Source organism: Streptomyces sp. NPDC051207 (assembly GCF_040682395.1).
Taxonomy (GTDB): domain Bacteria; phylum Actinomycetota; class Actinomycetes; order Streptomycetales; family Streptomycetaceae; genus Streptomyces.
Genome location: NZ_JBFBAX010000041.1, coordinates 17,164 through 41,681, shown reverse-complemented (window position 1 = coordinate 41,681; position 24,518 = coordinate 17,164). Strand labels below are relative to the sequence as shown.

The window sequence follows — 24,518 nt, the reverse complement described above, 5'->3', positions numbered from 1 at the left end:
GGTTGGCGCGTCCGCGCCGGTCACTTCACGGCCCACCGATTCCGCGCCGTTCCGAGGACGGACACCCCCCGGCGCGGCCCCGCCCCACCCACCGAACGAACCGCGCCACCCGCACCCCCACCGACCCCGCACAGGCCGCCGCAGGCACCCCCCGCGCACCCACGCACGCCGCCGCAGGCACCCCGCCCGCACCCCCAACCCCCCGTATGTACCGCCCACCCACCTGGCCCTCCACAGTTCGACACGCCCGTAAAGGTCCCCTTTCGTAGGGGTATCGGTGCTTCGATCACGGGTCAATCACTGGAGGGCGCTGTGCCGCCGGAGGGCTACGACTACGACACCCACAGCAGACTCGCCGGGCCGCTCACCGAGCCGGCCGACAACGCGTACCGGGTGCAGTACACCTCGCTCCTCTCGCGCGAGCCGCACCGAATAAGAGCCGTCGCCCTCATGGCGCTCGCCCCGCTGCTGACCGGCGCCCTGCTGGTGTACCTGGTGTGGCCGACGCACTGGGTCGACCGCGAGGGCGGCGACACGTGGCTGGTCGGCCTCGACGTCACCATGCTCATATCCATCGGCCTCATCGAGCTGTTCATGCTCGTCAACGTCGCCTCCGTCGCCCACGCCACGATGGTCGCCCGCGACCCCGTCCCCGTCGTCCCCGAGCCCGGCACCCGCGTCGCCTTCCTCACCACGTACGTCCCCGGCAAGGAACCCCTCGCCATGGTCCGCGCCACCCTCGAGGGCGCCACCCGGATCACCCACACCGGCCCCCTCGACGTCTGGCTGCTCGACGAGGGCGACGACGAGCAGGCCAAGGCCCTGTGCGCGGAGCTCGGCGTCCGGCACTTCACCCGGCACGGCGTCCCCGAGTGGAACCGCCCCGAGGGCGTCCACAAGGCCCGCACCAAGCACGGCAACTACAACGCCTGGCTCGCCATGCACGGCGACCGGTACGACTTCTTCGCCTCCGTCGACACCGACCACGTCCCGCTCCCCAACTTCCTGGAGCGGATGATGGGGTACTTCCGCGATCCGGACGTCGCCTTCGTCGTGGGCCCGCAGGTGTACGGCAACTACCACAACCCGGTCACCAAGGCCGCCGAGTCCCAGCAGTTCCTCTTCCACGCCCTGATCCAGCGCGCCGGCAACCGCTACCGCGCCCCCATGTTCGTCGGCACCAACAACGTCGTACGGATCTCGGCCGTCCTGCAGATCGGCGGCCTGTACGACTCGATCACCGAGGACATGGCCACCGGCTTCGAGCTGCACCGCACCCGCACCCCCCTCACCGGCCGCCACTGGCGGTCCGTCTACACCCCGGACGTGCTCGCGGTCGGTGAGGGCCCGGCCTCCTGGACGGACTTCTTCACCCAGCAGATGCGCTGGTCGCGCGGTACCTACGAGACGCTGGTCAAGCAGTACTGGAAGGCCCCGCTGAGCATGCCCCCGGGCCGCCTGTTCTCGTACACGCTGATGCTCGTCTACTACCCGATGACGGCGGTCAACTGGTTCCTCGGCATCCTCAGCTGCTTCCTGTTCCTCTGGTTCGGGGCCTCGGGCACACAGGTCGCCGCGTCGGTCTGGCTGATGCTCTACAGCGACGCGGCGGCCCTCCAGATCGGCCTGTATCTGTGGAACCGCCGCCACAACGTCTCCCCGCACGAGCCGGAGGGCTCCGGCGGGCTGGCCGGCATGGCGATGTCGGCGCTGTCCGCGCCGATCTACCTGAAGTCGTTCACGGAGGCGGTGCTGCGCCGCCCCAGCCGGTTCGTCGTCACGCCCAAGGGCGGCGGCGCGAGCCCCGACCGGCTGCTCACCTTCCGCATCCACCTGTCCTGGGCGGCGCTCCTGACCGTCTCCCTCGTCGCCTCGGCCGTCCTCGGCCACACGCACGCGGCGATGCGCACCTGGGCGTTCCTGGCGACGGCGATATCCCTGGCCCCGGTGGCCGTATGGGCCGTCACGCTGCTGAAGGACCGCGGGGAGCGACTCGGCGGGAGCGCCCGGGGCCTGCTGCTCCGCAGCCGTCCGGCGCACGCGGCGGGCCCGCAGCACCCGGCACCCCCCGAGCCGCAGCCGCTGCCCGCGACCGCCCGCGTCGGCGACGGCCACGAGCCGGCCTTCGCCACGACCGGGGCGACCTCACCGGTGACCGGTACCACGACAGGAGGCGACTAGCCCATGCCCCACCAGCGGTCCAGCAGGACCAGGAAGACGGTCCTGGGCATCGGAGGCGTCGCGATCCTCGCCGGACTCAACGCCCCGGCCGCCCTGGACTTCGCGGGCGACCGGTACCACGCGTACAAGATCGCCCAGCCCGAGTACCAGGCGAGGTACGGCTCCTGGAGCCAGGTCGGCATCCCGGAGGAGTACCGCACGAACGCCATTCACGCGGCGCTCCTGCACACCGGCAAGGTGCTGATCGTGGCCGGGTCCGGAAACGAGAAGAAGAAGTTCGACGCGGGGTCCTTCGACACCGTGCTGTGGGACCCGCGCAGGAACACCTTCAAGAAGATCCCGACCCCCGAGGACTTCTTCTGCGCCGGCCACGCCCAGCTCCCGGACGGCCGCCTGCTGGTGGCCGGCGGCACCGCCCGCTACGAACTCCTGGACGGCGAGGTGGAACGCGCCGGGGGCGGCATGCGCGTGAAGAACGAGAGCCCCGACAGGGCGGTGTTCCTGAAGAAGGGCACCCGCTTCCGCTCGCCCGCGGGCGTCGAGTACGTCACCAGGTTCGACGTCACGGTCCCGAAGGCCAAGCGCACCTTCAAGGTGACGTACGACCGGACCGGGGCAATGCGGCCCTGGAGGACGAAGGTCACCGCGAGCGAGCGGCGGGTGTGGGTGGAGGCCGTCGAGAAGGGCCCGCTGTCGGTCACCGAGAAGCAGTCGCAGTACGAGATCGTCGGCCTGAAGGGCGAGCAGGCCGCCAACGTCTACGGCCTGTCGGAGAAGATCACCCTGGAGAAGCAGGACTACCAGGGCATCCGCGCCGCCTACGAGTTCGACCCGGTGGCCGAGAAGTACGTGCCGGTCGAGCCGATGGACAAGGCCCGCTGGTACCCGACACTGGTCGGCCTGGACGACGGCCGGGTCCTCGCGGTGTCCGGCCTGGACGACGTCGGCAAGATCGACCCCGGTGACAACGAGATCTACGACCCGAGGACGAAGAAGTGGAAGCCGGGTCCCAAGCGGTACTTCCCGACGTACCCGGCGCTGTTCCTCACCAAGGGCAACAAGCTGTTCTACTCGGCGTCCAACGCCGGTTACGGCCCCGCCGACAAGGGGCGCGCACCGGGGCTGTGGGACCTGGAGAAGAACACCTTCACGAAGGTGCCGGGCCTGCGGGACCCGGACCAGACGGAGACCTCGTCGTCACTGCTGCTGCCGCCGGCGCAGGACCAGAAGGTGATGATCCTGGGCGGCGGGGGCGTCGGCGAGTCCAGGAAGTCGACCCGGCGCACGGCGGTGATCGACCTGAAGAAGGACAACCCGGCCTTCGTGGACGGCCCGGACCTGCCGCAGGGCACCCGCTACCTCAACAGCGTGATCATGCCGGACGACTCGGTGTTCACCACGAACGGCTCGGGCGACTACCGGGGCCGCAGCGCCAGCAACATCCTCAAGGCCCAGTTCTACGACCCGAAGTCCCACACCTTCCGCGAGGCCGCGGCGCCGCTGGTGGGCCGCAACTACCACTCGGAGGCGCTGCTGCTGCCCGACGGCCGGGTCGCCACGTTCGGCTCCGACCCGCTCTTCGACGACCAGCAGAACACCAAGCTCGGCCACTTCGAGCAGCGCATGGAGGTCTACACGCCGCCCGCGCTGCACCGGGCCGCCGGCAGCCGTCCCGTGCTGAAGGACGGCCCGAGGACGCTGGACGCCCGGCACCGGGTGACGTTCCGGACGGCGCACCCCGAACGCGTCGTCCGGGCACGGCTGATGCGGCCGAGCGCGGTGACCCACACGACGGACGTCGAGCAGCGCTCCATCCAGCTCGGCATCAAGAAGCGGGGCACGTCGGTGACGTTCGACGTGCCCCGGGACCCGGCGCTGGTGCCGCCCGGCTGGTACATGCTGTTCGTGACGGACGCGAAGGGCACGCCCTCCGAGGCCAAGTGGATCCACGTGAAGTGAACGGGCCGGTCACGCCTTGGAGTTGCGCGCCAGCTCCAGGGCGTACTCCGGCCACCACCGCCCGGCGGCCGGGCCGCCCCCGCAGGTGCCGTCGGACTCGCCGGGCCGCTTGATCCACAGGTAGGCGTCCAGCAGGGGCTCGCCGGTGCCGGCCGTCGGCGGGGTGCCGAGCGCCCGGCCGGGCGGGTTGCACCAGGAGCCCGCCAGCGGGCCGTTGCCGTTGCGGCTGGTGTCGACGACGAAGTGCTTGCCGGCGAGGCTCCTGGACAGCTCCCGGCCGTACGCGGCGTTGGCCTCATTGGTCTGGAAGTTGGAGACGTTGAGGGCGAAGCCGTCGGCGTTCGCGATGCCGGCGCGCCGCAGCGGCTCGACCAGCTTCCCGGACTCCTTGATCCACTCCGGGTTGCCCGCGTCGATGTACACCTTCGTGTGAGGCTGCTGCTTCAGCCGGCCGACGGCCTCCGCCAGCAGCCGCTCGCGCTCGGCGTGGTACTCGCCGGGCGTGCAGCCGTCCACGACGTGGGCGACGGCGTCCGGCTCCAGCACGACGAGGGCCTTGGCGTCGCCGATCGCCTCGGCGAACTTGCCGATCCACTGCCGGTAGGCGTCCGCGTCGGCCGCGCCGCCCGCCGAGTGCTGGCCGCAGTCCCGGTGCGGGATGTTGTAGGCGACGAGGACGACCGTCCTGCCCGCCCGGCCCGCGGCCCCCGCCGCCGCCCGCACCTGCGGCGCCGGGTCTCCCTCACCGGTCGGCCAGAGGGCCGCGGGGCGGTCGGCGATCCGCTTCAGCAGCTCGGCGTCGCCGGTGCGGCCCTCCTGCTGCCAGGTGTGGATCTGCCGTGCCGCGGGGCTGTCGGGGTCGACCCAGAACGGGGAGGTGTCGGGGGCCGACTTCCGGGAGGCGGAACCGGCGAAGGAGGCCCGGTCGACGGCCGGCGCGGACGAGCAGCCCGCCGTGAGCCCGAGCAGCGCGAGGACCGCGAGGGTGTGGATCAGCCGGGGCATGCTGCTCCCTGGGGCAGAGGTGGCGTACAAAAAGGGATAGACCGGCGTCAATCGTTGCACGAGCGGACGATCCTGCCGGGGACCGACATGGTTCGGCCACCCCCTCAGGGGGACCGAAAGGCGAGACAGTGCTGATCGGTATGTGACCGGCCGGTATGGTCTGGGACGTGCCGAAGCCGCTCAGTCTGTCCTTCGACCCCATCGCCCGTGCCGACGCACTCTGGAAGCAGCGCTGGGGAGGCGTGCCGTCGATGGCCGCCATCACCTCGATCATGCGCGCGCACCAGATCCTGCTCGCCGAGGTGGACGCGGTGGTCAAGCCGTACGGGCTGACGTTCGCGCGGTACGAGGCGCTGGTGCTGCTCACCTTCTCCAAGTCCGGCGAGCTGCCGATGTCCAAGATCGGCGAGCGGCTCATGGTGCACCCGACGTCGGTGACGAACACCGTGGACCGGCTGGTCAGGTCGGGCCTGGTGGACAAGCGCCCCAACCCCAACGACGGCCGCGGCATCCTCGCGTCGATCACCGACAAGGGCCGCGAGGTGGTCGAGTCGGCCACCCGGGACCTGATGGCGATGGACTTCGGCCTCGGCGTCTACGACGCCGAGGAGTGCCGGGAGATCTTCGCCATGCTGCGCCCGCTGCGCATCGCCGCGGGGGACTTCCGGGAGGAATGACCCGGGGCGGGATCTCCCGGAACGCGCCGTTACGCTCGTAGCCATGAAACGAAGCGTGCTGACCCGCTACCGCGTCATGGCGTACGTCACTGGCGTGCTGCTGATCCTGCTGTGCCTCGGCATGATCGCCAAGTATCTGCTGGAGATGAACGGCGCCGAGGGCTTCACGCGCGTCGTCAGCATCGCGCACGGCTGGCTCTACGTGATCTACCTCGTCTTCGCCTTCGACCTGGGCGCCAAGGCGAAGTGGCCGGTCAGGAAGCAGCTGTGGGTGCTGCTCGCGGGGACCGTCCCGACGGCCGCGTTCTTCGTGGAGCGCAACGTCAGCCGCGAGGTGGAACCGAAGATCGCCGAGGGTTCGCCCGCGGCCGTCAAGGCCTGACCCAGGGCCGTGCGGACGACCGTACGGCCGTCAGGCATCGACATTTACTAGGACGTCCAAGTAAATTCGACGGTATGGACGCTGACGCCATCGAGGAGGGCCGCCGTCGCTGGCAGGCCCGGTACGACGCCGCACGCAAGCGCGACGCTGACTTCACCACGCTCTCGGGGGACCCCGTGGAGCCGGTGTACGGGCCACGGCCCGGTGACAGGTACGACGGGTTCGAGCGGATCGGCTGGCCGGGGGAGTATCCCTTCACCCGCGGTCTGTATCCGACCGGCTACCGGGGGCGTACGTGGACCATCCGGCAGTTCGCCGGCTTCGGCAACGCCGAGCAGACCAACGAGCGGTACAAGATGATCCTCGCCAACGGCGGCGGGGGTCTGTCGGTCGCCTTCGACATGCCCACCCTGATGGGCCGCGACTCCGACGACCCGCGCTCGCTCGGCGAGGTCGGGCACTGCGGCGTGGCCATCGACTCGGCCGCCGACATGGAAGTGCTGTTCCGCGACATCCCGCTCGGGGACGTCACCACGTCCATGACGATCAGCGGGCCGGCCGTGCCCGTGTTCTGCATGTACCTGGTCGCCGCCGAGCGCCAGGGCGTGGACCACGCGGTCCTCAACGGCACGCTCCAGACCGACATCTTCAAGGAGTACATCGCCCAGAAGGAGTGGCTGTTCCAGCCCGAGCCGCACCTGCGCCTCATCGGCGACCTCATGGAGTACTGCGCGGCCGGCATCCCCGCCTACAAGCCGCTGTCCGTCTCCGGCTACCACATCCGCGAGGCCGGGGCGACGGCCGCGCAGGAGCTGGCGTACACCCTCGCGGACGGGTTCGGGTACGTGGAGCTGGGGCTCTCGCGCGGGCTCGACGTCGACCTCTTCGCGCCCGGGCTGTCCTTCTTCTTCGACGCGCACGTCGACTTCTTCGAGGAGATCGCCAAGTTCCGTGCCGCGCGGCGCATCTGGGCCCGCTGGATGCGCGACGTGTACGGCGCCCGGAGCGAGAAGGCGCAGTGGCTGCGGTTCCACACGCAGACCGCCGGTGTCTCGCTGACCGCGCAGCAGCCGTACAACAACGTCGTCCGCACGGCCGTCGAGGCGCTCGCCGCCGTGCTCGGCGGGACCAACTCGCTGCACACCAACGCCCTCGACGAGACGCTCGCGCTGCCCAGCGAGCAGGCCGCCGAGATCGCGCTGCGCACCCAGCAGGTACTGATGGAGGAGACCGGGGTCGCCAACGTCGCCGACCCGCTGGGCGGCTCCTGGTACGTCGAGCAGCTCACGGACCGCATCGAGGCCGACGCCGAGAAGATCTTCGAGCAGATCAGGGAGCGCGGGCTGCGGGCCCACCCCGACGGGCAGCACCCGATCGGGCCGATCACGTCCGGCATCCTGCGCGGCATAGAGGACGGCTGGTTCACCGGCGAGATCGCCGAGTCGGCGTTCCGCTACCAGCAGGCACTGGAGAAGGGCGACAAGAGGGTCGTCGGCGTCAACTGCCACACCGGCTCCGTCACGGGTGACCTGGAGATCCTGCGGGTCAGTCACGAGGTGGAGCGGGAGCAGGTGCGGGTGCTCGGGGAGCGGAAGGCCGCGCGGGACGACGCGGCGGTGCGTGCCGCGCTGGACGCGATGCTCGCCGCGGCCCGGTCCGGGGACAACATGATCGAGCCCATGCTGGACGCGGTGCGCGCGGAGGCGACGCTGGGCGAGATCTGCGGCGTCCTGCGCGACGAGTGGGGCGTCTACACGGAGCCCGCGGGGTTCTAGCGGACGGCGGGGGCGGGGCCGTGGTGGGCTCGCCCCCACCCCCGGGGCTCTACGACCGGCCGGAATCGGCCAGGCCCGTGAGCAGGATCCTGGTGAGGCCCCGGACCCACTCCTCGTCCGCCGGTTCCGCGCTGACCAGGGTGCGGTGGACCACCGCGCCCGCCACCACGTCGAAGATCAGGTCGATGGTGCGGGCGGCCTCCGCCGGGTCCGCCGGCGGGGGCAGCTCGCCGCGTCGTTCCGCGCGGGCCCTGCCCTCCATCACCAGGCGCTTCTGGCGTTCCACGATCGAGTCGCGGATGCGGGCGCGCAGGGCCTCGTCCCGGGTGGCCTCGGTCACCACCGCCATCAGGCCACTGCGGGCCTCCGGGCGGGCCAGGATCGCCGCGAACTGCGTGACCACGCCCTCGATGTCGGCGGCGAGGCTGCCGCGGTCGGGCAGCCGCAGTTCGTCGAAGAGTTCCGCCACCGCGTCCACGACCAGCTCGTTCTTGCCCGCCCAGCGGCGGTAGAGCGTCGTCTTGGCGACCCCGGCGCGGGTCGCCACGTCACCCAGGGTGAGCCGGGACCAGCCGAGTTCCACCAGCGCCTGCCGCGTCGCGGCCAGGATCGCGGCGTCCGCGGCGGCACTGCGGGGTCGTCCGGTGCGGCCGGCGGGGATACGGCTGGGCATCCTCCGACCCTATCCGGCGGGCCCCGCGTGGCCGTGAGGGAGATCACCGGGGCACCGTGCCCGGCCGGAACCCGCCCGGTATTACGCTACGACTCGTAGCGAAAGCGAGCGGACGGACGTACCCGCGAGCGACGGCCGTACGGCGCGGGTGGGGACCCGGCGCGGGGCCTGGACGCACACGCGAGACAAGCGGGCCGGCCTGCTTTCACGGCGGTTTTCACATGTGCCCGCCGAACGGGGGAGGATAGGCGCATGCAGCCACGGAACATGTCCATGAGCGGAGTCGTCGACCTCGCCGCGGTGAAGGCGGCCCAGGAGGCCAAGGCGAAGGCGGAGCAGGCGCGCGCCCAAGCGGCACAGCAGGGCGGCGGGTCCGGAGCCGTCTCCCCGGCCGACCTCGTCATCGACGTCGACGAGTCCGGCTTCGAGAACGACGTCCTGCAGCGCTCCACCGAGGTCCCGGTCGTCATCGACTTCTGGGCCGAGTGGTGCCAGCCCTGCAAGCAGCTCAGCCCGGTGCTGGAACGGCTCGCCGTCGAGTACAACGGGCGCTTCGTCCTCGCCAAGATCGACGTCGACGCCAACCAGATGCTGATGCAGCAGTTCGGGGTGCAGGGCATCCCGGCGGTCTTCGCGGTGGTGGCCGGGCAGGCCCTGCCGCTCTTCCAGGGCGCCGCGGGCGAGGAGCAGATCCGCCAGACCCTGGACCAGCTGGTGCAGGTCGCCGAGCAGCGCTTCGGCCTGACCGGCCTCGTCGTGGACCCCGACGCCGCACCGGGCGCGGCCCAGGCCCCGCAACGGCCGGCCGGGCCGCACGACGCCCTGCTGGAGGCGGCCGTACAGGCGCTGGACGCGGGCGACCTCGGCGGCGCGGTCCAGGCGTACCGGAACGTGCTCGCGGACGACCCCGGCAACACGGAGGCCGCACTGGGCCTGGCCCAGGCCGAGTTGCTCCAGCGCGTGCAGGGGCTGGACCCGCAGCGGGTGCGCAAGGACGCGGCCGACAAGCCGGCCGACGCCCAGGCGCAGATCGCCGCGGCCGACCTGGATCTGGTCGGCGGTCACGTGGAGGACGCGTTCGGGCGGCTCATCGACACCGTGCGCATCACGTCCGGCGACGAACGGGACGCGGTACGGGTGCGGCTGCTGGAGCTGTTCGAGGTGGTGGGGGCCGACGACCCCCGGGTGATCAGCGCCCGCCGCGCCCTGGCGAGGGCCCTGTTCTGACCGGCCCTCGACGCGGGGGCGCGTGGTGCCCGCGTGGGGAAACCTCCACAACGTCGACACCGCGGCCGTGTTTTACCAAAACTTGGTAATCGCGGCCGCTGTTACTGCGAGTAAGTCGGGGTCGTCGGTCTGTCAGAATCTGTCCAGGGATCAGCGGCTTTGTCAGGGGGATGGGTGGCACCCTGCGTCGCTGGTCGAGACCCATGGGTCGCTGCTCGGTTATCCGGCCGTTACTAGCGAGTAACGAACCCCCTTGTGCAGGCGGCGAGAATGCACCACGATCGGCCACGCTCGGTCCATTCCCGCTTCCCCGACAGCCGGTCGGGACGCGGGAGTTCCTGGGTCCCCACCGAGCAGAGCCGACGGCGGTGCAGCCGGCTCTTGGGCAGGGGGGTCTTCGCCGTCCGGCGAAGCCTGTCCAGCAAGGTTGTGCGTGATGCGTGTCAGGCGCGACCAGTGGTTGTCGCTCGGGGGTGATCGCCGGTGATTCGGGCGCTGTGTGCGCCGCCGAGCGCGGGCGCTCTCCTTCCCGAGGACGTAGCACTTCTCCCATCCCTGCCCGACTGAGCCGTCCACGGCGCAGTCAGGGCCAGGAGATGTACGTCCGAGAAGGAGGAAATATGGAGTCCCAGGTGCGTGGCGGGACCAGATGGAAGCGGTTCGCCGTCGTGATGGTGCCCAGCGTGGCCGCCACGGCTGCGATAGGTGTCGCCCTCGCGCAGGGCGCTCTCGCCGCGTCGTTCAGTGTCTCCGGGCAGTCGTTCAAGGTGACGACCGACCGGCTCGACGGTCAGGGCTTCTCGCAGTACGGGGCGATCGACTCGGGCTACACGCTCGACGGCAAGAAGACGGCTCACCCCGTCGCCGTCTCGGCGTTCAAGACCGCGACGATCAAGAACCTGTGCCAGTCCGTGGTCACCCCGGACGTCCCGCTGCTCGGCAATGTCAGTCTCATCCTGAAGGCGGGCGGCGGAAGCACGCCGGTCCAGGCGGAGAACCTGTACATCGATGTCGCCGACCTGAACGCCAACGCGACGTTCAAGAACATCGACATCGGTGTGGCCGCCAAGGACGCCGCCAAGGGTCCGGGCATCGCCAAGGGCGACCACGCCAACCCGTACGGGTTCGCGCAGCAGGCCGACTCGGTCGTGCTGACCGACGTGAAGCAGACGGCGTGGGCGACCACCGCCGGAACCTTCAAGCTCAGCGGCCTGAAGATGTCGCTGTCGACGGGTGTCAAGGAGTGCTACTAAGCACTCGCTGACGGGCGGGGGAGCCGACGGCACCCCCGCCCGTCCCCTACCGCTCGCGTCTTCACGCGCCGCGCACACCGCGCACACCGCGTGCACGGCGGACGCGGCACACACAGCACACGACGTACCACCTCACCACCACGGCAACGCCGTTCCAGGGAGCTGTTTTCCATGAGCGCCGAGACTCCTGCCGCCACCGGCCAGTTCACCCGTCGGAGGCAGCAGTTCCGCGCCTGGCGGGGCATGCGGCCGTTCTGGGCCGGCCTGTTCGTCATGCTCGGCGGACTCCCCATCGCCTACTTCCCGTACGCGAACCTCCGGATCGGCCACCTGACGCTGGCGATGGCCACGACAGCGGGCGCCGGGTCCCTGATCATCGGCGTGCTGCTCGTCGTGCTGGGCCTGAGCCTGTGGTTCCAGAAGCACGTCCGTGTCTTCGCGGGCGTCGCGGCGATCCTGCTGGCGCTGGTGTCCATCCCCGTGTCCAACCTGGGCGGGTTCGTCATCGGCTTCCTCCTCGCGCTGATCGGCGGGGCGATGGCCGTGTCGTGGGCGCCGGGCGCGCCGCCCGAGCAGGAGACGCGGCACGAGGACGGCCTGGGCAAGGGGGACGCCCCGCAGGGCGTGGCGCCGGGCGCCACGATCCCGCAGCAGACCGACGGGGTGGGCGAGCCGAACGATCTGTCAGGAACGAGCCCGGCCAACGGGGCGAACGGGAGGCACAGTGCCGGCTGACGAGGTGACCCACGGGAGGGATGCGGACGCGTCCCGTGCGAGAACCGGGCCGCGCCACGCGGCACCCAAGAAGCCGCTGTTCACCAGGTTCCACATGCCGGCCGGGAAGGCGATAGCCCTGGCCGCGATGCCCACCGCGGTGCTCATGGGGATGGGGTTCACCCCCACGCTGGCCATCGCCGACAACAACGACGCGGTGAAGCCGACGTCGAACAGCCTGACCGCCGACGAGTACAAGGACTGCGTCGCCGCCCTGGAGAAGGACGGCAAGGAGGACTCCTCGGCGTCCGCCACGCCGTCGCCCTCGGCGAGCCCCTCCGAGGACTCCGAGGAGGCGGACGGGCAGCCGGAGCCCAGCCCTTCGGCGACCTCGGGGGACTCCGGTTCGGGTGCGGACGCGGGCTCGGGTGACGGTAATGGGTCGTCCTCTTCGCCGGATTCAGGTTCCGACGACGAGGCCGGTCCGGCCCCGCTTCCGTCCCCGTCCGCCTCCACGGGCAAGGAGGGGACGTCGGGCGGCGCCGGTACGGCCTCCCCGTCGCCGTCGGAGAGGGGCGGCGGCCTGCTCGACGGCATCGGCGACGCCGTCGACGGCCTCCTCGGCGGCGGCAGGACGTCGCCGAGCCCGAGCCCCACGCCGTCCGCCTCCAAGAGCGCGGCCGGGGACAGCTCGCCCGGCGGAGCGGCCGGCGACGCCGCGGACGCCGTGAAGGACACCACCGGCAAGGTCACCGACACGGTGCGGGACACTGTCGAGGACGCCACCGGCAAGGTGTCCGACCCGGCCGGGGACGCCGCCGACGCCGTCGGCGACGCGGCGGGCGATGCGGTGGACGACGCGGCGGGCGATGCCAAGGACGCCGTGCCGACGCCCAGCCCGTCCGCGAGCGCGACGACCGACCCGGACGACTGCCCGGCCGCCACGGACGCCGAGGGCGGGGTCGACAACAAGGTCCCGCTGCCCGACGACCCGTGGTACCTGGACGCCAGCTCGCTGCTGCTCAAGGGCGCCGACTACCAGGGCATCGTCGAGGTGCGGACCGCCAACGGCTCCACCAAGAAGGTGCTGAAGTACGTCATCTCCGACGGCACCGACATCGGCGACCTGCACCAGACGGTCAAGGACCCACAGTCCGGCAAGACCTACCACGTGCAGGCGGCCAAGGGCTCGACGTCCACGATCCGCGACGGCGACACCGTGATGTACACGGAGAGCATCTCCGGCAACCTGCTCGGCCTGATCCCGATCACGTTCAGCCCGGAGAACCCGCCGCCGCTGAACATCCCGGTGATCTACTTCACGAAGGTGAAGGTCGTGCAGGCCGGCCAGTTCGGCGGCACCCTGCACGTCCCGGGCCTGCATCAGTTCATCACCGACTGAGCCGGCCCTCCCAGGACCCGTCCGGGAGCCGCAACAACGCCGAGGGCGCCCCCCGTTCGCCGGGGGGCGCCCTCGACGCCGTTCGAAACCGGGCGGGTCAGCCCTTGCCGACGCCCAGGTGGTGAACGCGGACCATGTTGGTGGTGCCGGGGACGCCGGGCGGGGAACCGGCCGTGATCACCACGATCTCGCCCTCGTTGAACCGGCCCAGCTTGACCATCTCCTGGTCCACCAGGTCGACCATCTCGTCCGTGCTGTTCACGAACGGCACCACGTGCGGCTCCACGCCCCAGCTGAGCGCCAGCTGGTTGCGGGTGCCCTCGTCCGTGGTGAACGCGATGATGGGCTGCGCGGCGCGGTAGCGGCACAGCCGGCGCGCGGTGTCACCGGACTGGGTGAAGGCCACCAGGCCCCGGCCGCCGAGGAAGTCGGCGATCTCGCACGCGGCACGCGCGACCGAACCGCCCTGCGTACGCGGCTTCTTGCCCGGCACCAGCGGCTGCAGGCCCTTGGACAGCAGTTCCTCCTCGGCCGCCTGGACGATCTTCGACATCGTCTTGACCGTCTCGATCGGGTACGCGCCCACGCTCGACTCGGCCGACAGCATCACCGCGTCGGCGCCGTCCAGGATCGCGTTGGCCACGTCGGAGGCCTCGGCGCGGGTCGGACGGGAGTTGGTGATCATCGACTCCATCATCTGGGTCGCCACGATCACCGGCTTGGCGTTGCGCCGGCACAGCTCGATCAGGCGCTTCTGCACCATGGGGACCTTCTCGAGCGGGTACTCGACGGCCAGGTCGCCGCGCGCGACCATCACGCCGTCGAACGCCATCACGACGTCCTCCATGTTCTCCACCGCCTGCGGCTTCTCCACCTTGGCGATGACGGGGACGCGGCGCCCCTCCTCGTCCATGACGCGGTGCACGTCGTGCACGTCGCGGGCGTCGCGCACGAAGGACAGGGCGACCAGGTCGCAGCCCATCCGCAGCGCGAACCGCAGGTCGTCGATGTCCTTCTCGGACAGCGCCGGGACGTTCACGGCGGTGCCCGGCAGGTTGATGCCCTTGTGGTCGGAGATGACGCCGCCCTCGATGACGATCGTCTTCACCCGCGGGCCCTCGACCTCGGTGACCCTCAGCTCGACGTTGCCGTCGTTGATGAGGATCTGGTCGCCCTTGCTCACGTCGCCGGGCAGGCCCTTGTAGGTGGTGCCGCAGATCGAGCGGTCGCCGGGGACGTCCTCGGTGGTGATGGTGAACTCGTCACCGCGCACCAGCTCGACCGGGCCCTCGGCGAAGGTCTCCAGCCGGATCTTCGGGCCCTGCAGGTCGGCGAGGACACCGATGGCCCGGCCGGTCTCCTTGGCGGCGGCACGGACCCGGTCGTACCGCCCCTGGTGCTCGGCGTGCGTGCCGTGGCTGAAGTTGAAGCGGGCCACATTCATACCGGCTTCGATCAGCGCGACGAGCTGCTCGTGGGAGTCGACCGCGGGGCCGAGAGTACAGACGATTTTCGAACGGCGCATGGGGCGATCCTATCGGTTTGTTTCGCTACGGAATATTCCGTCTGGCGGAAAGTACAAATGGGCGGGTTCGCGCTCAGGCGTGTATTCCTCGGCTGTTCTTTTCGACCAGTGCGTACGTCTGTGTCGCAATCTCCAATTCCTCGTCCGTCGGCACCACGGCCACGGCGACCCGCGCGAACTCCGGCGAGATCAGCCGCGGCCGGTCCGAGCGCACCGCGTTCAGCTCGCCGTCCACCACGAGCCCCAGCTCCTCCAGGCCCGCCACGGCAGCTTCCCGCACCGGCGCCGCGTTCTCACCGACCCCGGCCGTGAAGGCGACCGCGTCCACCCGTCCGAGCACCGCGTAATAGGCACCGATGTACTTCTTCAGCCGGTGAATGTAGATGTCGAACGCCAGCTTCGCCCGCTCGTCGCCCTCGTCGATCCGGCGGCGGATCTCCCGCATGTCGTTGTCGCCGCACAGCCCGACCAGCCCGCTCTTCTTGTTGAGCAGATTGTCGATCTCGTCGGCGGACATTTCGCCAACGCGCATCAAATGGAAGATGACGGCCGGGTCCATGTCACCGGAGCGCGTACCCATCACGAGCCCCTCCAAGGGCGTCAGGCCCATGGAGGTCTCCACGCACCGCCCGCCCCGCACGGCGGAGGCCGACGCCCCGTTGCCGAGGTGCAGCACGATCACGTTCACGTCCTGCGGCGCCCGCCCCAGCAGCTCCGCGGTCGCGCGGGACACGTACGCGTGCGAGGTGCCGTGGAAGCCGTAGCGGCGGATGCGGTGCACGTCGGCGGTCTCCACGTCGATCGCGTAGCGGGCGGCGTACTCCGGCATCGTCGTGTGGAACGCGGTGTCGAACACGGCGACCTGCGGCAGGTCCGGGCGCAGCGCCCGCGCGGTGCGGATGCCGGTCAGGTTGGCCGGGTTGTGCAGCGGCGCCACCGGGATCAGCCGCTCGATCTCGGCGAGCACGGCGTCGTCGATCACCGTCGGCTCGGTGAACCGCTGCCCGCCGTGCACCACCCGGTGCCCGATCGCGGCCAGTTCCGGCGAGTCGAGCCCGAAGCCGTCCCCGGCCAGCTCGGCGGCGACGGCCTTCAGCGCGGCGTCGTGATCGGGGACGGCGGCGGTCCGCTCACGGGTCCTGCCGTCCGCGACCGGGGTGTGCCTCAGACGCGAGGTCTCCTCGCCGATCCGCTCGACCAGGCCCACGGCGAGCCGGCTGCTGTCGCGCATGTCGAGCAGCTGGTACTTCACGGAGGAGGAGCCGGAGTTGAGGACGAGGACGCGCGAAGCGGGGGCCGAGCGCGGCTCGTCGGCCGGGCCGGTGGTGGGTGACGGGTGGGAGGTCACTGGGCGGTCGCCTTCCCGGTCGGGCCCTGGGCCAGGGTCTGGGCCTGGATCGCCGTGATGGCGACGGTGGTGACGATGTCCTGGACGAGGGCGCCCCGGGACAGGTCGTTGACCGGCTTGCGCAGGCCCTGCAGGACCGGCCCGACGGCGATCGCGCCGGCCGAGCGCTGCACGGCCTTGTAGGTGTTGTTGCCGGTGTTGAGGTCGGGGAAGATCAGCACGCTCGCCTGCCCGGCCACCTCCGACCCGGGCAGCTTCGTCGCGGCGACGGTCGGCTCGACGGCGGCGTCGTACTGGATGGGCCCCTCGACGCTCAGGTCGGGCCGCCGCGCGCGCACGGCCTCGGTCGCCCGGCGCACCTTGTCGACGTCCGCGCCCGATCCGGAGGTGCCGGTGGAGTACGACAGCATCGCGATGCGCGGCTCCACGCCGAACTGGGCGGCCGTCGCGGCCGACTGGATGGCGATGTCGGCGAGCTGCTCGGCGTCCGGGTCGGGGTTCACGGCGCAGTCGCCGTAGACGAGGACCTTGTCGGACAGGCACATGAAGAACACCGACGACACGATCGACGCCTCCGGCGTGGTCTTGATGATCTCGAAGGCCGGGCGGATCGTCGCCGCCGTGGAGTGCACCGAGCCCGACACCATGCCGTCGGCCAGGCCCTCCTGCACCATCAGCGTGCCGAAGTAGTTCACGTCGCTGACCACGTCGTACGCCAGCTCCAGGGTGACGCCCCGGTGGGCGCGCAGGGCGGCGTACTTCTCGGCGAAGGAGTCGCGCAGCGCGGAGACGGCCGGGTCGATCAGCTGCGCGTCACCGAGGTCGATGCCGAGGTCGGCGGCCTTCTTGCGGATCGCGTCGACCGGCCCGAGCAGCGTCAGGTCGCACACCCCCCGGCGCATCAGCACCTCGGCCGCGTGCAGCACGCGCTCCTCGGTGCCCTCCGGCAGGACGACCCGGCGCCGGTCCGCGCGCGCTTGCTCCAGCAGCTTGTGCTCGAACATCATCGGCGTCACCCGGTCGCTGCTCGGCGCCGAGACCCGCTCCAGCAGCTCACCGCTGTCGACGTACCGCTCGAACAGGCCGAGCGCGGTCTCCGCCTTGCGCGGGGTCGCGGCGTTCAGCTTGCCCTCCAGCGAGAACAGCTGCTCGGCGGTCGGGAAGCTGTTGCCGGGCACCGAGATCACCGGCGTGCCCGGGGCGAGCCGCCCGGCCAGCGTGAGGATGCGGTCGTTGGGCACCTCGCCCAGGGTGAGCAGCACGCCGGCTATCGGCGGGGTTCCGGCGCTGTGCGCGGCGAGCGTGCCGACCACCAGGTCCGCGCGGTCGCCCGGGGTGACGACCAGGCAGCCCGGGGTCAGGGCGCCCAGGAAGTTCGGCAGCATCGCCCCGCCGAACACGAAGTCCAGGGCGTCGCGCGCCAGGCCCGACTCGTCGCCGAGCAGCACCTTCGCCCCCAGCGTGTGCGCGATCTGGGCGACCGTCGGCGCGGACAGGGCGGGCTCGTCGGGCAGGACGTAACACGGCACCGGCAGCCGGTCGGCGAGCCGCCCGGCGATCTCGTCGCGGTGCTCGCGGGCCACCCGGTTGGTGACCATCGCCAGGACGTCGCAGCCGAGGGTGTCGTAGGCGCGGAACGCGTTGCGGGTCTCGGCGAGCACGGACTCGGCGGACTGCTTGCGGCCGCCGACCACCGGGATCACGGAGGCGCCGAACTCGTTGGCGAGGCGGGCGTTGAGGGACAGCTCGTCCGGGAACTGCGTGTCGGCGAAGTCGGTGCCGAGGACGAGGACGACGTCGTAGTCGCGGGTCACCAGGTGGAACCGCTCCACCAGCGCGGCCACCAGCTCGTCGGTGCCCTGCTCGGCCTGGAGGGTGGACGCCTCGTGGTAATCCAGGCCGTAGACGGTCGCCGGGTCCTGGGAGAGGCGGTAACGGGCGCGCAGCAGCTCGAAGAGGCGGTCGGGGCCGTCGTGGACGAGCGGGCGGAAGACGCCCACCCGGTCCACCCGCCGGGTCAGCAGCTCCATGACCCCCAGCTCGACGACCTGGCGGCCGTCGCCGCGGTCGATTCCGGTCACGTACACGCTGCGCGTCACGTGCGCTCTCCGTTCTTCGCCGTCACAGTCGGTCGCGGTCCATGAAAATCGTCGCCGTCATAAAAATCGCCCACCGAGGTGAGCTGAACCCTCTTGACAATACCTCCGGCGGTGGGTAAGGCGCCCGTCAGTGGGCTGTCGGCACCGCCCTGTGGGACGTGGAAGAATCGGCAGTGGCTCACCGGTATCCACAGCGAGCAGGAGACACAGCACGATGCGCATCGGAGTTCTCACCGCAGGCGGCGACTGCCCCGGCCTGAACGCAGTGATCCGGTCGGTCGTGCACCGAGCGGTGGACAACTACGGCGACGAGGTCATCGGCTTCGAGGACGGGTACGCCGGGCTCCTGGACGGCCGCTTCCGCCCCCTCGACCTCAACGCGGTCAGCGGCATCCTGGCCCGCGGCGGCACCATCCTCGGCTCCTCCCGCCTGGAGCGCGACCGGCTCCGCGAGGCCTGCGAGAACGCCCCGGACGTCGCCCGGGACTTCGGCATCGACGCGCTGATCCCGATCGGCGGCGAGGGCACCCTGACCGCCGCGCGCATGCTCAGCGACGCGGGCCTGCCCGTGGTCGGCGTGCCGAAGACGATCGACAACGACATCTCCTCCACCGACCGCACCTTCGGCTTCGACACCGCCGTCGGCGTCGCCACCGAGGCGATGGACCGCCTGAAGACGACCGCCGAGTCCCACCAGCGCGTGATGGTCGTCGAGGTCATGGGCCGGCACGCCGGCTGGATCGCCCTGGAGTCCGGCATGGCCGCCGGCGCGCACGGCATCTGCCTGCCCGAGCGGCCCTTCGCCCCGGCCGACCTGGTGAAGATGGTCGAGGAGCGCTTCTCGCGCGGCAAGAAGTTCGCGGTGATCTGCGTCGCCGAGGGCGCCCACCCCGTCGAGGGCAGCATGGACTACGGCAAGGGCGAGATCGACCAGTTCGGCCACGAGCGCTTCCAGGGCATCGGCACCGCCCTCGCCCACGAACTGGAGCGGCGCCTGGGCAAGGAGGCCAAGCCGGTCATCCTCGGCCATGTGCAGCGCGGCGGCACGCCGACCGCGTACGACAGGGTGCTCGCCACCCGGTTCGGCTGGCACGCCGTGGAGGCCGCGCACCGCGGCGAGTTCGGCATGATGACCGCGCTGCGCGGCACGGACATCGTGATGGTGCCGCTCGCGGAGGCCGTGACCGAGCTGAAGACGGTCCCGAAGGACCGGATGGACGAGGCCGAGTCGGTCTTCTAGGCGCCGGCAAACGCGGGCGGGCGGGCCGGTGTTCCGGCCCGCCCGCATCTCATGCCGTGCCGCGGCTCAGTACCAGGACGTCGGCCGGGCCAGGTCGTGGCCGTCGCACGAGATGAGCGCGCGCGAGACACGGCCGTGCAGGTTGTTGCCCAGCTTCGTGTACGCGTAGGTGATGCCGGGGTCGACGGACTCGGAGACCCAGCCGTCGACACGCCCGACGCCGTCGTTCGAACGCTGGAGCACGGCGACGCAACCGGGCCGGGAGTTCTCGATCCGGGCGAAGGACCCGCAGCTGTCGGAGTAGAAGTACTTCAGCGCCATGGTCCCGGCGAACACGGTACTGCCGATCTGCCGGAAGGTGCCCGCGCAGGAGGAGTGGGTGGGGTACAGGCCCTCCATGCCGTAGGCCCCGTAGTTGCCGCCCGAGTACGAGGCGGCCTGGGCGGCGGTCGGCGTGAGTGCCATGACGGCGGCGGCGCCCGACGCGGCCAGCACGGTCTTGAGCGAACGACGGCTCATGAGCCCTCTTTCATCGGTCTTCGTCTGTCGGCGATGCACGGCGGCGCGGGGCCGGTCGCGGCCCGAGCGCCGTTCCGCGCTGCGCCGACCGTAGGCGGCGTCACCGCCCGCGCGGCACCTGACAGATGTCAGGGTCGGGCCGCCGGGCGCCCGCGCCCTGACATCTGCCGCGACCGCCCGGCCCGCGCCCAGTGGCAGCCGACGTAACGGGCAGCCGGCTCCCCGGCGGCCGGACGCGACCGGTGGGCCCGTGCGGGGGACCGGCTCACCGCTCGTACTCCGCGAGGTGGCGCAGCACCGTGTCGACGTGCGGGCGCACGCGTGCGGGCACCCCGCCCTCCTCGATGACGGCGCGGTCGCTGGTGCGGTAGCCGGCCGCGACCAGCGCGGGCAGGTCCTCCTTCGGCAGCCCGGCCTCCTTGAAGCGCTGGTCGAGCCAGCACACGTACACGCTCATCGTGGCGATCGCGTCCGGCGGCGACATGTGGTCCTTGTCGCCGTCGCCGTCGCCGTCCACGGCCCAGGCGCGGAACACCGACGGCGTCCACATGGCGATGCCGTACTCGTCGCTCTCCGGGCGGGCGGCCCCGGCGTCGAAGCCGCTCTCCGCCTTGAGCATCGCGGCGAGCAGCGCGGGCGTGATCTCCTCGTCGGTGCAGCGGCTGGCGGCCCTGGTGATGACCGGGCGCAGTGCCTTCGGCACGTCGGAGCCGGCGGGGATCCCACCCGGGGCGGCGGCGCGGGTGGGCGCGGGGCGGCCCCGGTCGCCGCTCTCCGGATCGTCCCGCTCCCAGAGCCATGCCGTTCCCGCGAGGGCCGCGGCGGTCAGGCCCACCAGCGCGGCGGCGACGGCCGGAACCCGCCGCCCGGGACGGCGCCGTTTCCCGCCCGCCGACTGTCCGACGCGGTCCGCGAGGCTCTCGGCGGTGACCGGGAGGCGGGAGGCGTGGTCCGGGGCCAGGCAGTCGGCGATCAGCCCGCGCCAGCCCTCGTCGAGCCGGGCGTCCAGCCGCAGCGGTGCCGTGCCGCGCGCGTAGGCCTGGGCGGCGAGCGAGCGGGCCCGCGCTGTCGCGCCCGGGAAGGGGTGCAGGCCCCCGGTCAGCACCTGGTGGGCGAGGATGCCGAAGGCCCAGATGTCGGCGGTGGGCCGGATCACCGAGCCGTCGGTGCCGGTGCGCTGGGACCACCACTCGGGCGGCAGGTGGTCCAGGGTGCCCAGCGGCGGCAGGTGGGCGTGGCTGCCGTCGAGTTCCGTGGCCAGCCCGAAGTCCGCCAGCCACACCTCGCCCCCGGCGCCCAGCAGGACGTTGGCGGGCTTGAGGTCGCCGTGCACCCACCCGGCGCCGTGCATGTGGGCCAGCCCGGCCGCGACGCCGTGCAGGATCCGGTCCGCCCCGGCGATCGGCCGGCCGGTGTCGGCGGCGTCGAGCGCGTCCTTCACGCTGGCCTCGGCCCGGTCCATGACCAGCGCGATCGCGCCGTCCAGCGCGGGCAGCTCCGGCACGTCGACGGTGCACACGGCACGCGTGCGCACTAGGTGGGGGTGGTCGGCGCGGGAGCTGAACCGCACCTCCCGCGCGACGAGTTCACCGAGCGCGGCGCGCTGCCCGGGGGCCAGGGCACCGGTCGGCAGCACCTTGACCGCGACGGGGGAACCGTCCTCGACCGTACGGGCCTCGTACACGGTGCCCCAGCCGCCGGAGCCGATGACCTCGCCGACCTCCCAGCGGTCGATGCGCAGGCCCACGGGCAGGCGGTGCGGCCGTGCCGCGCCCGGGGCGTCGTGGGTGCCGTCGGCCTGGTTGGCCTGGTTGGCCTGGTTGGGCTCGTGGGCGTCGGGCGGTGTCATGCGCGGGCCTCCTGCGGTACCGGGCGCCCGGCCCCGCGGGGCGGCAGCAGGGCCAGATGTTCCTCACGGACCAGGCCGAAACGCAGTGCCAGGGACGCCAGCCGGGCGCGCTTGGCCCCGGTGCGGGCGCCGTCGGACGCCTGCTCGTCACCCACGTCGAGGCGCAGCTTGGCGAACGCCAGGTAGTCGATGTGGTAGTTCACCGCCGAGCGCGTCAGATCCCGGCAGGGCTCCAGCGGACGCAGCCGCTCCACGATGTCCCCGACGCCGGGCAGCGCCGTGTCCGAGGGGTCGCGCAGCAGCGGCTCGCACAGCGCCACCAGCACCAGGAAGTACTTCGCCGCCGGATCCAGGGCGAAGGGGTGCACGGTCTGCTCACCGGAGCCGTCCCCGGGCTGCTCGCCGAGGTAGGCGTGCTGCGGCGCGAACACCTTGAAGGCGGCGTTCCCCGTCAGGGCGGGCAGCAGGACCCGGGAGAACTCGAACGGCACGGGTGCGCCCAGGCGTCCCGGTGACACGGTGACGTACTCACCGGCGCCCTCCAGGTTCTCCACGACGTACGACACGCTGCGGCTGAAATTGGACAGCCGCCAGTAGTCGCCGGCCGCCTCCAGCTGCCCCGCCCGGCGCGAGACACCGGGATCGGTCAGGACGATCCCCACGCCGCCCCCGCCGGGCAGACCGCGCCCGAAGTCGACGACGTCCCCGGGCCCCAGGTGCAGCAACTCGGGCCTGCCCGGCCCGTCCCCCGCCGACGGCACGCCGCCGTCCGGCAACTGAACGATGATTGTTTCCATGTTCCGACTCCCCCGTGTGGACGCCAGGATTGTAGGCGGGGACGGGCGCCTGCCGGTGTCCGGCCGGGGAGGCCGGCCGCTGGGGGTGATCAGCCGGCGTGGGTGCGGCGGGCCGATGGGGGTGAATAGCCGGCGTGGTCGCGGCGGGCCGCGGGGTCGGCCGAGGGGGGTGCAATCGGCCGCTGGATCGGCCGAGGTGGGTGCGGCCGGCCCCGCGCGGTCAGCCGATCTGGGCCGCGGTCCAGAAGTTCGCCACGATCCGGTCCAGGAAGTCCCGGCCGCCGTCGCTGGAGTCCTTGCCGCCGCCGCCCCAGCTCAGGGTGGCGGCCATGTGCCCCTGGTACGCCTCGTGGAGTTCCCGCAGGGCCGCCTCCAGCACGCCCCGGTCCAGGGGCACCAGCCGCGACACCGGGCGCACGTACGCCTGCCAGCGTGTCGTCGCCGCACTGCGCAGCAGCTCCGCCAGGCGCGGCTCGCGGCCCGTGACGGTGACGAAGTCGGGCACGGTCAGGCCGAGGGCCTGGGCGAGCAGGGCCGACTGCCGTTCGGTGCCGCGCCACGCGCCGGTCTCCTCCATGCGCAGGTAGGCGGGCAGGTCGAGACCGACCGTACGGGCCACGTCGTCCGGGGCGATTCCGCGGGCGACGCGGTGCTCGCGCAAGGTGCGCGGTCGGCCGATGAGTTCACCGGGCGAGCACCACAGCACGCCCGCGAGCGCGCTCAGCTCCGCACCGGTCGGCGCGGTGGTCCCGCGTTCCCAGGCGATGACGAGATGGGGCGTGGCGTACGGCAGGCCGTACGAGGCGCGCAGGTCGTGGGCGACGTGCTCGGGGCTCATGCCGAGGGCGGCGCGCAGACGGCGGGCGGCGAGGGGGTCGAACGGCGGGACGGGGGGCTGGTTCGGCCGGGCGGAGGGTTGGTGCACGGGGCACAAGCTAGGGGCCTGCCGGCGAGTTGACTACGGTCTGTTCGGACAGGATCACCGATTGTAGGAACATACGGACGCTGTCAGGAACGTACGGGCGCCGTCCCCCGGCCGCCGTGCGGGGCGCCTCACCCCTTGACCGCGCCGCCCAGCGCGAAGCCGCCGCCCAGGCGCCGCGCGATCAGCACGTACAGCAGGATCACCGGCGTCGAGTAGACGATCGAGAACGCGGCGAGCTGCCCGTACGCCACCATGCCGCGGTTGCCGAAGAACTCGTTGATGCTCACGGACGCCGGCATCCGGTCCGGGGTGAGCAGCAGCATGAACGGGACGAAGAAGTTCCCCCACATCATCACGAACGAGAACACCGTCACGACCGACACCCCGGGCCCCATCAGCGGCAGCACGATCCGCAGCAGCGACTGCCACGACGACGCCCCGTCCGTCCAGGCGGCCTCCTCCAGCTCCTTCGGCACCCCGTCCATGAAGTTCTTCATCAGCCAGATGGCGAAGGGGAGTTGGGAGGCGGCGAAGAAGAAGATGGTGCCGTGCATCGTGTCGATGAGGTTCACCCGGACGAACAGGGCGTACACCGGCACCATGATCGCCGTGATCGGCAGGCTGGTCGCGAAGAGGATCGTCAGCAGGAACGGCCGGTTGAGGCGGGAGCGGAACCGGGACAGCGGGTACGCCGCCAGCGCCGCGCACACCACCGTCAGCAGGGTCGCGCCGCCGCACAGCAGCAGGCTGTTCATCAGGGGCGTGAACGTGATCTCGGCGGTGAGGATCGCGTCGAAGTGGTCCGGCGTGACACCGTCCGGCGCCTTCACCCTGAGGCCGGCACGCGGGTCCACCGCCGACAGCACCACCCACAGCAGCGGCAGCGCGAACGCCGCGGCGACGGCCAGCAGCCCCGCGTCGGCGGCCAGACGGCGCGCGGTGCGGCGAGCGGCGAGTGTACGGGCCAT

Annotated in this window: 20 protein-coding genes; 10 read left to right on the top strand and 10 right to left on the bottom strand. The window is 71.7% G+C overall.

The window, feature by feature from the left end; translation table 11 throughout:
* Window positions 1-312 precede the first annotated feature (312 nt).
* Together AB0M97_RS28080 and AB0M97_RS28075 are read left to right on the top strand one after the other, a co-directional pair.
* On the top strand, window positions 313-2,181 hold the full coding sequence (locus AB0M97_RS28080) for a cellulose synthase catalytic subunit (RefSeq protein WP_365963775.1): 1,869 nt from the start codon (window positions 313-315) through the stop codon (window positions 2,179-2,181).
* Between the two features lie 3 nt (window positions 2,182-2,184).
* Window positions 2,185-4,140, top strand: coding sequence for a kelch motif-containing protein (locus AB0M97_RS28075; RefSeq protein ID WP_365963774.1), 1,956 nt, complete (start codon window positions 2,185-2,187; stop codon window positions 4,138-4,140).
* Window positions 4,141-4,149: 9 nt separating this feature from the next.
* Here AB0M97_RS28075 and AB0M97_RS28070 read toward each other — a convergent pair whose 3' ends face one another.
* Entirely contained in the window at window positions 4,150-5,145 is a 996-nt protein-coding gene (locus AB0M97_RS28070) for a glycoside hydrolase family 6 protein (RefSeq protein WP_365963773.1), read from the bottom strand.
* A 167-nt stretch (window positions 5,146-5,312) separates the two neighbouring features.
* On the opposite strand from AB0M97_RS28070, the gene AB0M97_RS28065 reads away from it, so the two are divergent.
* The 3 genes from AB0M97_RS28065 (at window position 5,313) to AB0M97_RS28055 (ending at window position 7,979) form a co-directional block, all read left to right on the top strand.
* Window positions 5,313-5,822 carry a MarR family transcriptional regulator gene (locus tag AB0M97_RS28065; RefSeq protein WP_365963772.1) on the top strand — a complete coding sequence of 170 codons (510 nt, stop codon included), beginning with the start codon at window positions 5,313-5,315 and terminating at the stop codon, window positions 5,820-5,822.
* Between the two features lie 43 nt (window positions 5,823-5,865).
* On the top strand, window positions 5,866-6,204 hold the full coding sequence (locus tag AB0M97_RS28060) for a DUF3817 domain-containing protein (RefSeq protein WP_365963771.1): 339 nt from the start codon (window positions 5,866-5,868) through the stop codon (window positions 6,202-6,204).
* A 74-nt stretch (window positions 6,205-6,278) separates the two neighbouring features.
* The gene (locus tag AB0M97_RS28055) at window positions 6,279-7,979 is read left to right on the top strand and encodes a methylmalonyl-CoA mutase family protein (RefSeq protein WP_365963770.1); all 1,701 of its coding nucleotides are present in this window, start codon (window positions 6,279-6,281) and stop codon (window positions 7,977-7,979) included.
* Window positions 7,980-8,028: 49 nt separating this feature from the next.
* Here AB0M97_RS28055 and AB0M97_RS28050 read toward each other — a convergent pair whose 3' ends face one another.
* On the bottom strand, window positions 8,029-8,652 hold the full coding sequence (locus AB0M97_RS28050; protein WP_365963769.1) for a TetR/AcrR family transcriptional regulator: 624 nt from the start codon (window positions 8,650-8,652) through the stop codon (window positions 8,029-8,031).
* 252 nt (window positions 8,653-8,904) lie between these two features.
* Between AB0M97_RS28050 and AB0M97_RS28045 the strand changes: the two genes are divergently transcribed.
* The 4 genes from AB0M97_RS28045 to AB0M97_RS28030 all read left to right on the top strand — a co-directional run bounded on the left by AB0M97_RS28045 (window position 8,905) and on the right by AB0M97_RS28030 (window position 13,248).
* Entirely contained in the window at window positions 8,905-9,879 is a 975-nt protein-coding gene (locus AB0M97_RS28045) for a tetratricopeptide repeat protein (protein WP_365963768.1), read from the top strand.
* A 620-nt stretch (window positions 9,880-10,499) separates the two neighbouring features.
* A complete protein-coding gene (locus AB0M97_RS28040; RefSeq protein WP_365963767.1) occupies window positions 10,500-11,132 on the top strand; it encodes a DUF6230 family protein in 633 nt (210 codons plus the stop codon).
* Between the two features lie 171 nt (window positions 11,133-11,303).
* On the top strand, window positions 11,304-11,867 hold the full coding sequence (locus AB0M97_RS28035; protein ID WP_365963766.1) for a DUF6114 domain-containing protein: 564 nt from the start codon (window positions 11,304-11,306) through the stop codon (window positions 11,865-11,867).
* Window positions 11,857-13,248 carry a hypothetical protein gene (locus AB0M97_RS28030; RefSeq protein ID WP_365963765.1) on the top strand — a complete coding sequence of 464 codons (1,392 nt, stop codon included), beginning with the start codon at window positions 11,857-11,859 and terminating at the stop codon, window positions 13,246-13,248. Before AB0M97_RS28035 ends, AB0M97_RS28030 begins: the two co-directional genes overlap by 11 nt.
* Before the next feature lie 97 nt (window positions 13,249-13,345).
* Here AB0M97_RS28030 and pyk read toward each other — a convergent pair whose 3' ends face one another.
* The 3 genes from pyk to pta all read right to left on the bottom strand — a co-directional run bounded on the left by pyk (window position 13,346) and on the right by pta (window position 18,220).
* A complete protein-coding gene (gene pyk, locus AB0M97_RS28025) occupies window positions 13,346-14,773 on the bottom strand; it encodes a pyruvate kinase (RefSeq protein WP_365963764.1) in 1,428 nt (475 codons plus the stop codon).
* Between the two features lie 73 nt (window positions 14,774-14,846).
* Window positions 14,847-16,121: an acetate kinase gene (locus tag AB0M97_RS28020; protein WP_365963763.1), complete on the bottom strand. Its 1,275-nt coding sequence runs from the start codon at window positions 16,119-16,121 to the stop codon at window positions 14,847-14,849.
* The gene (gene pta, locus AB0M97_RS28015) at window positions 16,118-18,220 is read right to left on the bottom strand and encodes a phosphate acetyltransferase (RefSeq protein ID WP_365963762.1); all 2,103 of its coding nucleotides are present in this window, start codon (window positions 18,218-18,220) and stop codon (window positions 16,118-16,120) included. Before pta ends, AB0M97_RS28020 begins: the two co-directional genes overlap by 4 nt.
* A 214-nt stretch (window positions 18,221-18,434) precedes the next feature.
* Here pta and AB0M97_RS28010 point away from each other — a divergent pair, with 214 nt between their 5' ends.
* The gene (locus tag AB0M97_RS28010) at window positions 18,435-19,460 is read left to right on the top strand and encodes an ATP-dependent 6-phosphofructokinase (protein WP_365963761.1); all 1,026 of its coding nucleotides are present in this window, start codon (window positions 18,435-18,437) and stop codon (window positions 19,458-19,460) included.
* Between the two features lie 66 nt (window positions 19,461-19,526).
* Here the strand turns inward: AB0M97_RS28010 and AB0M97_RS28005 are convergent, their stop codons facing one another.
* The 5 genes from AB0M97_RS28005 to AB0M97_RS27985 form a co-directional block, all read right to left on the bottom strand.
* The gene (locus tag AB0M97_RS28005; protein WP_365963760.1) at window positions 19,527-19,979 is read right to left on the bottom strand and encodes a hypothetical protein; all 453 of its coding nucleotides are present in this window, start codon (window positions 19,977-19,979) and stop codon (window positions 19,527-19,529) included.
* A gap of 265 nt (window positions 19,980-20,244) precedes the next feature.
* On the bottom strand, window positions 20,245-21,828 hold the full coding sequence (locus AB0M97_RS28000) for a serine/threonine-protein kinase (protein ID WP_365963759.1): 1,584 nt from the start codon (window positions 21,826-21,828) through the stop codon (window positions 20,245-20,247).
* Entirely contained in the window at window positions 21,825-22,625 is an 801-nt protein-coding gene (locus tag AB0M97_RS27995) for a serine/threonine protein kinase (RefSeq protein WP_365963758.1), read from the bottom strand. Before AB0M97_RS27995 ends, AB0M97_RS28000 begins: the two co-directional genes overlap by 4 nt.
* Before the next feature lie 220 nt (window positions 22,626-22,845).
* Window positions 22,846-23,550 (bottom strand): XRE family transcriptional regulator, encoded by a 705-nt coding sequence (locus AB0M97_RS27990; protein WP_365963757.1) that lies wholly within the window; start codon window positions 23,548-23,550, stop codon window positions 22,846-22,848.
* Between the two features lie 128 nt (window positions 23,551-23,678).
* A complete protein-coding gene (locus AB0M97_RS27985) occupies window positions 23,679-24,518 on the bottom strand; it encodes a carbohydrate ABC transporter permease (protein ID WP_365963756.1) in 840 nt (279 codons plus the stop codon).

What these genes read in the sequence shown, in the direction of transcription:
- AB0M97_RS28075 (WP_365963774.1), top strand. Translation starts at nt 2,185, where the DNA reads ATGCCCCACCAGCGGTCCAGCAGGACCAGGAAGACGGTCCTGGGCATC.
- AB0M97_RS28070 (WP_365963773.1), bottom strand. Translation starts at nt 5,145, where the DNA reads ATGCCCCGGCTGATCCACACCCTCGCGGTCCTCGCGCTGCTCGGGCTC.
- AB0M97_RS28060 (WP_365963771.1), top strand. Translation starts at nt 5,866, where the DNA reads ATGAAACGAAGCGTGCTGACCCGCTACCGCGTCATGGCGTACGTCACT.
- AB0M97_RS28055 (WP_365963770.1), top strand. Translation starts at nt 6,279, where the DNA reads ATGGACGCTGACGCCATCGAGGAGGGCCGCCGTCGCTGGCAGGCCCGG.
- AB0M97_RS28050 (WP_365963769.1), bottom strand. Translation starts at nt 8,652, where the DNA reads ATGCCCAGCCGTATCCCCGCCGGCCGCACCGGACGACCCCGCAGTGCC.
- AB0M97_RS28045 (WP_365963768.1), top strand. Translation starts at nt 8,905, where the DNA reads ATGCAGCCACGGAACATGTCCATGAGCGGAGTCGTCGACCTCGCCGCG.
- AB0M97_RS28040 (WP_365963767.1), top strand. Translation starts at nt 10,500, where the DNA reads ATGGAGTCCCAGGTGCGTGGCGGGACCAGATGGAAGCGGTTCGCCGTC.
- AB0M97_RS28035 (WP_365963766.1), top strand. Translation starts at nt 11,304, where the DNA reads ATGAGCGCCGAGACTCCTGCCGCCACCGGCCAGTTCACCCGTCGGAGG.
- pyk (WP_365963764.1), bottom strand. Translation starts at nt 14,773, where the DNA reads ATGCGCCGTTCGAAAATCGTCTGTACTCTCGGCCCCGCGGTCGACTCC.
- AB0M97_RS28010 (WP_365963761.1), top strand. Translation starts at nt 18,435, where the DNA reads ATGCGCATCGGAGTTCTCACCGCAGGCGGCGACTGCCCCGGCCTGAAC.
- AB0M97_RS28005 (WP_365963760.1), bottom strand. Translation starts at nt 19,979, where the DNA reads ATGAGCCGTCGTTCGCTCAAGACCGTGCTGGCCGCGTCGGGCGCCGCC.
- AB0M97_RS28000 (WP_365963759.1), bottom strand. Translation starts at nt 21,828, where the DNA reads ATGACACCGCCCGACGCCCACGAGCCCAACCAGGCCAACCAGGCCAAC.
- AB0M97_RS27995 (WP_365963758.1), bottom strand. Translation starts at nt 22,625, where the DNA reads ATGGAAACAATCATCGTTCAGTTGCCGGACGGCGGCGTGCCGTCGGCG.
- AB0M97_RS27985 (WP_365963756.1), bottom strand. Translation starts at nt 24,518, where the DNA reads ATGGCCCGTACACTCGCCGCTCGCCGCACCGCGCGCCGTCTGGCCGCC.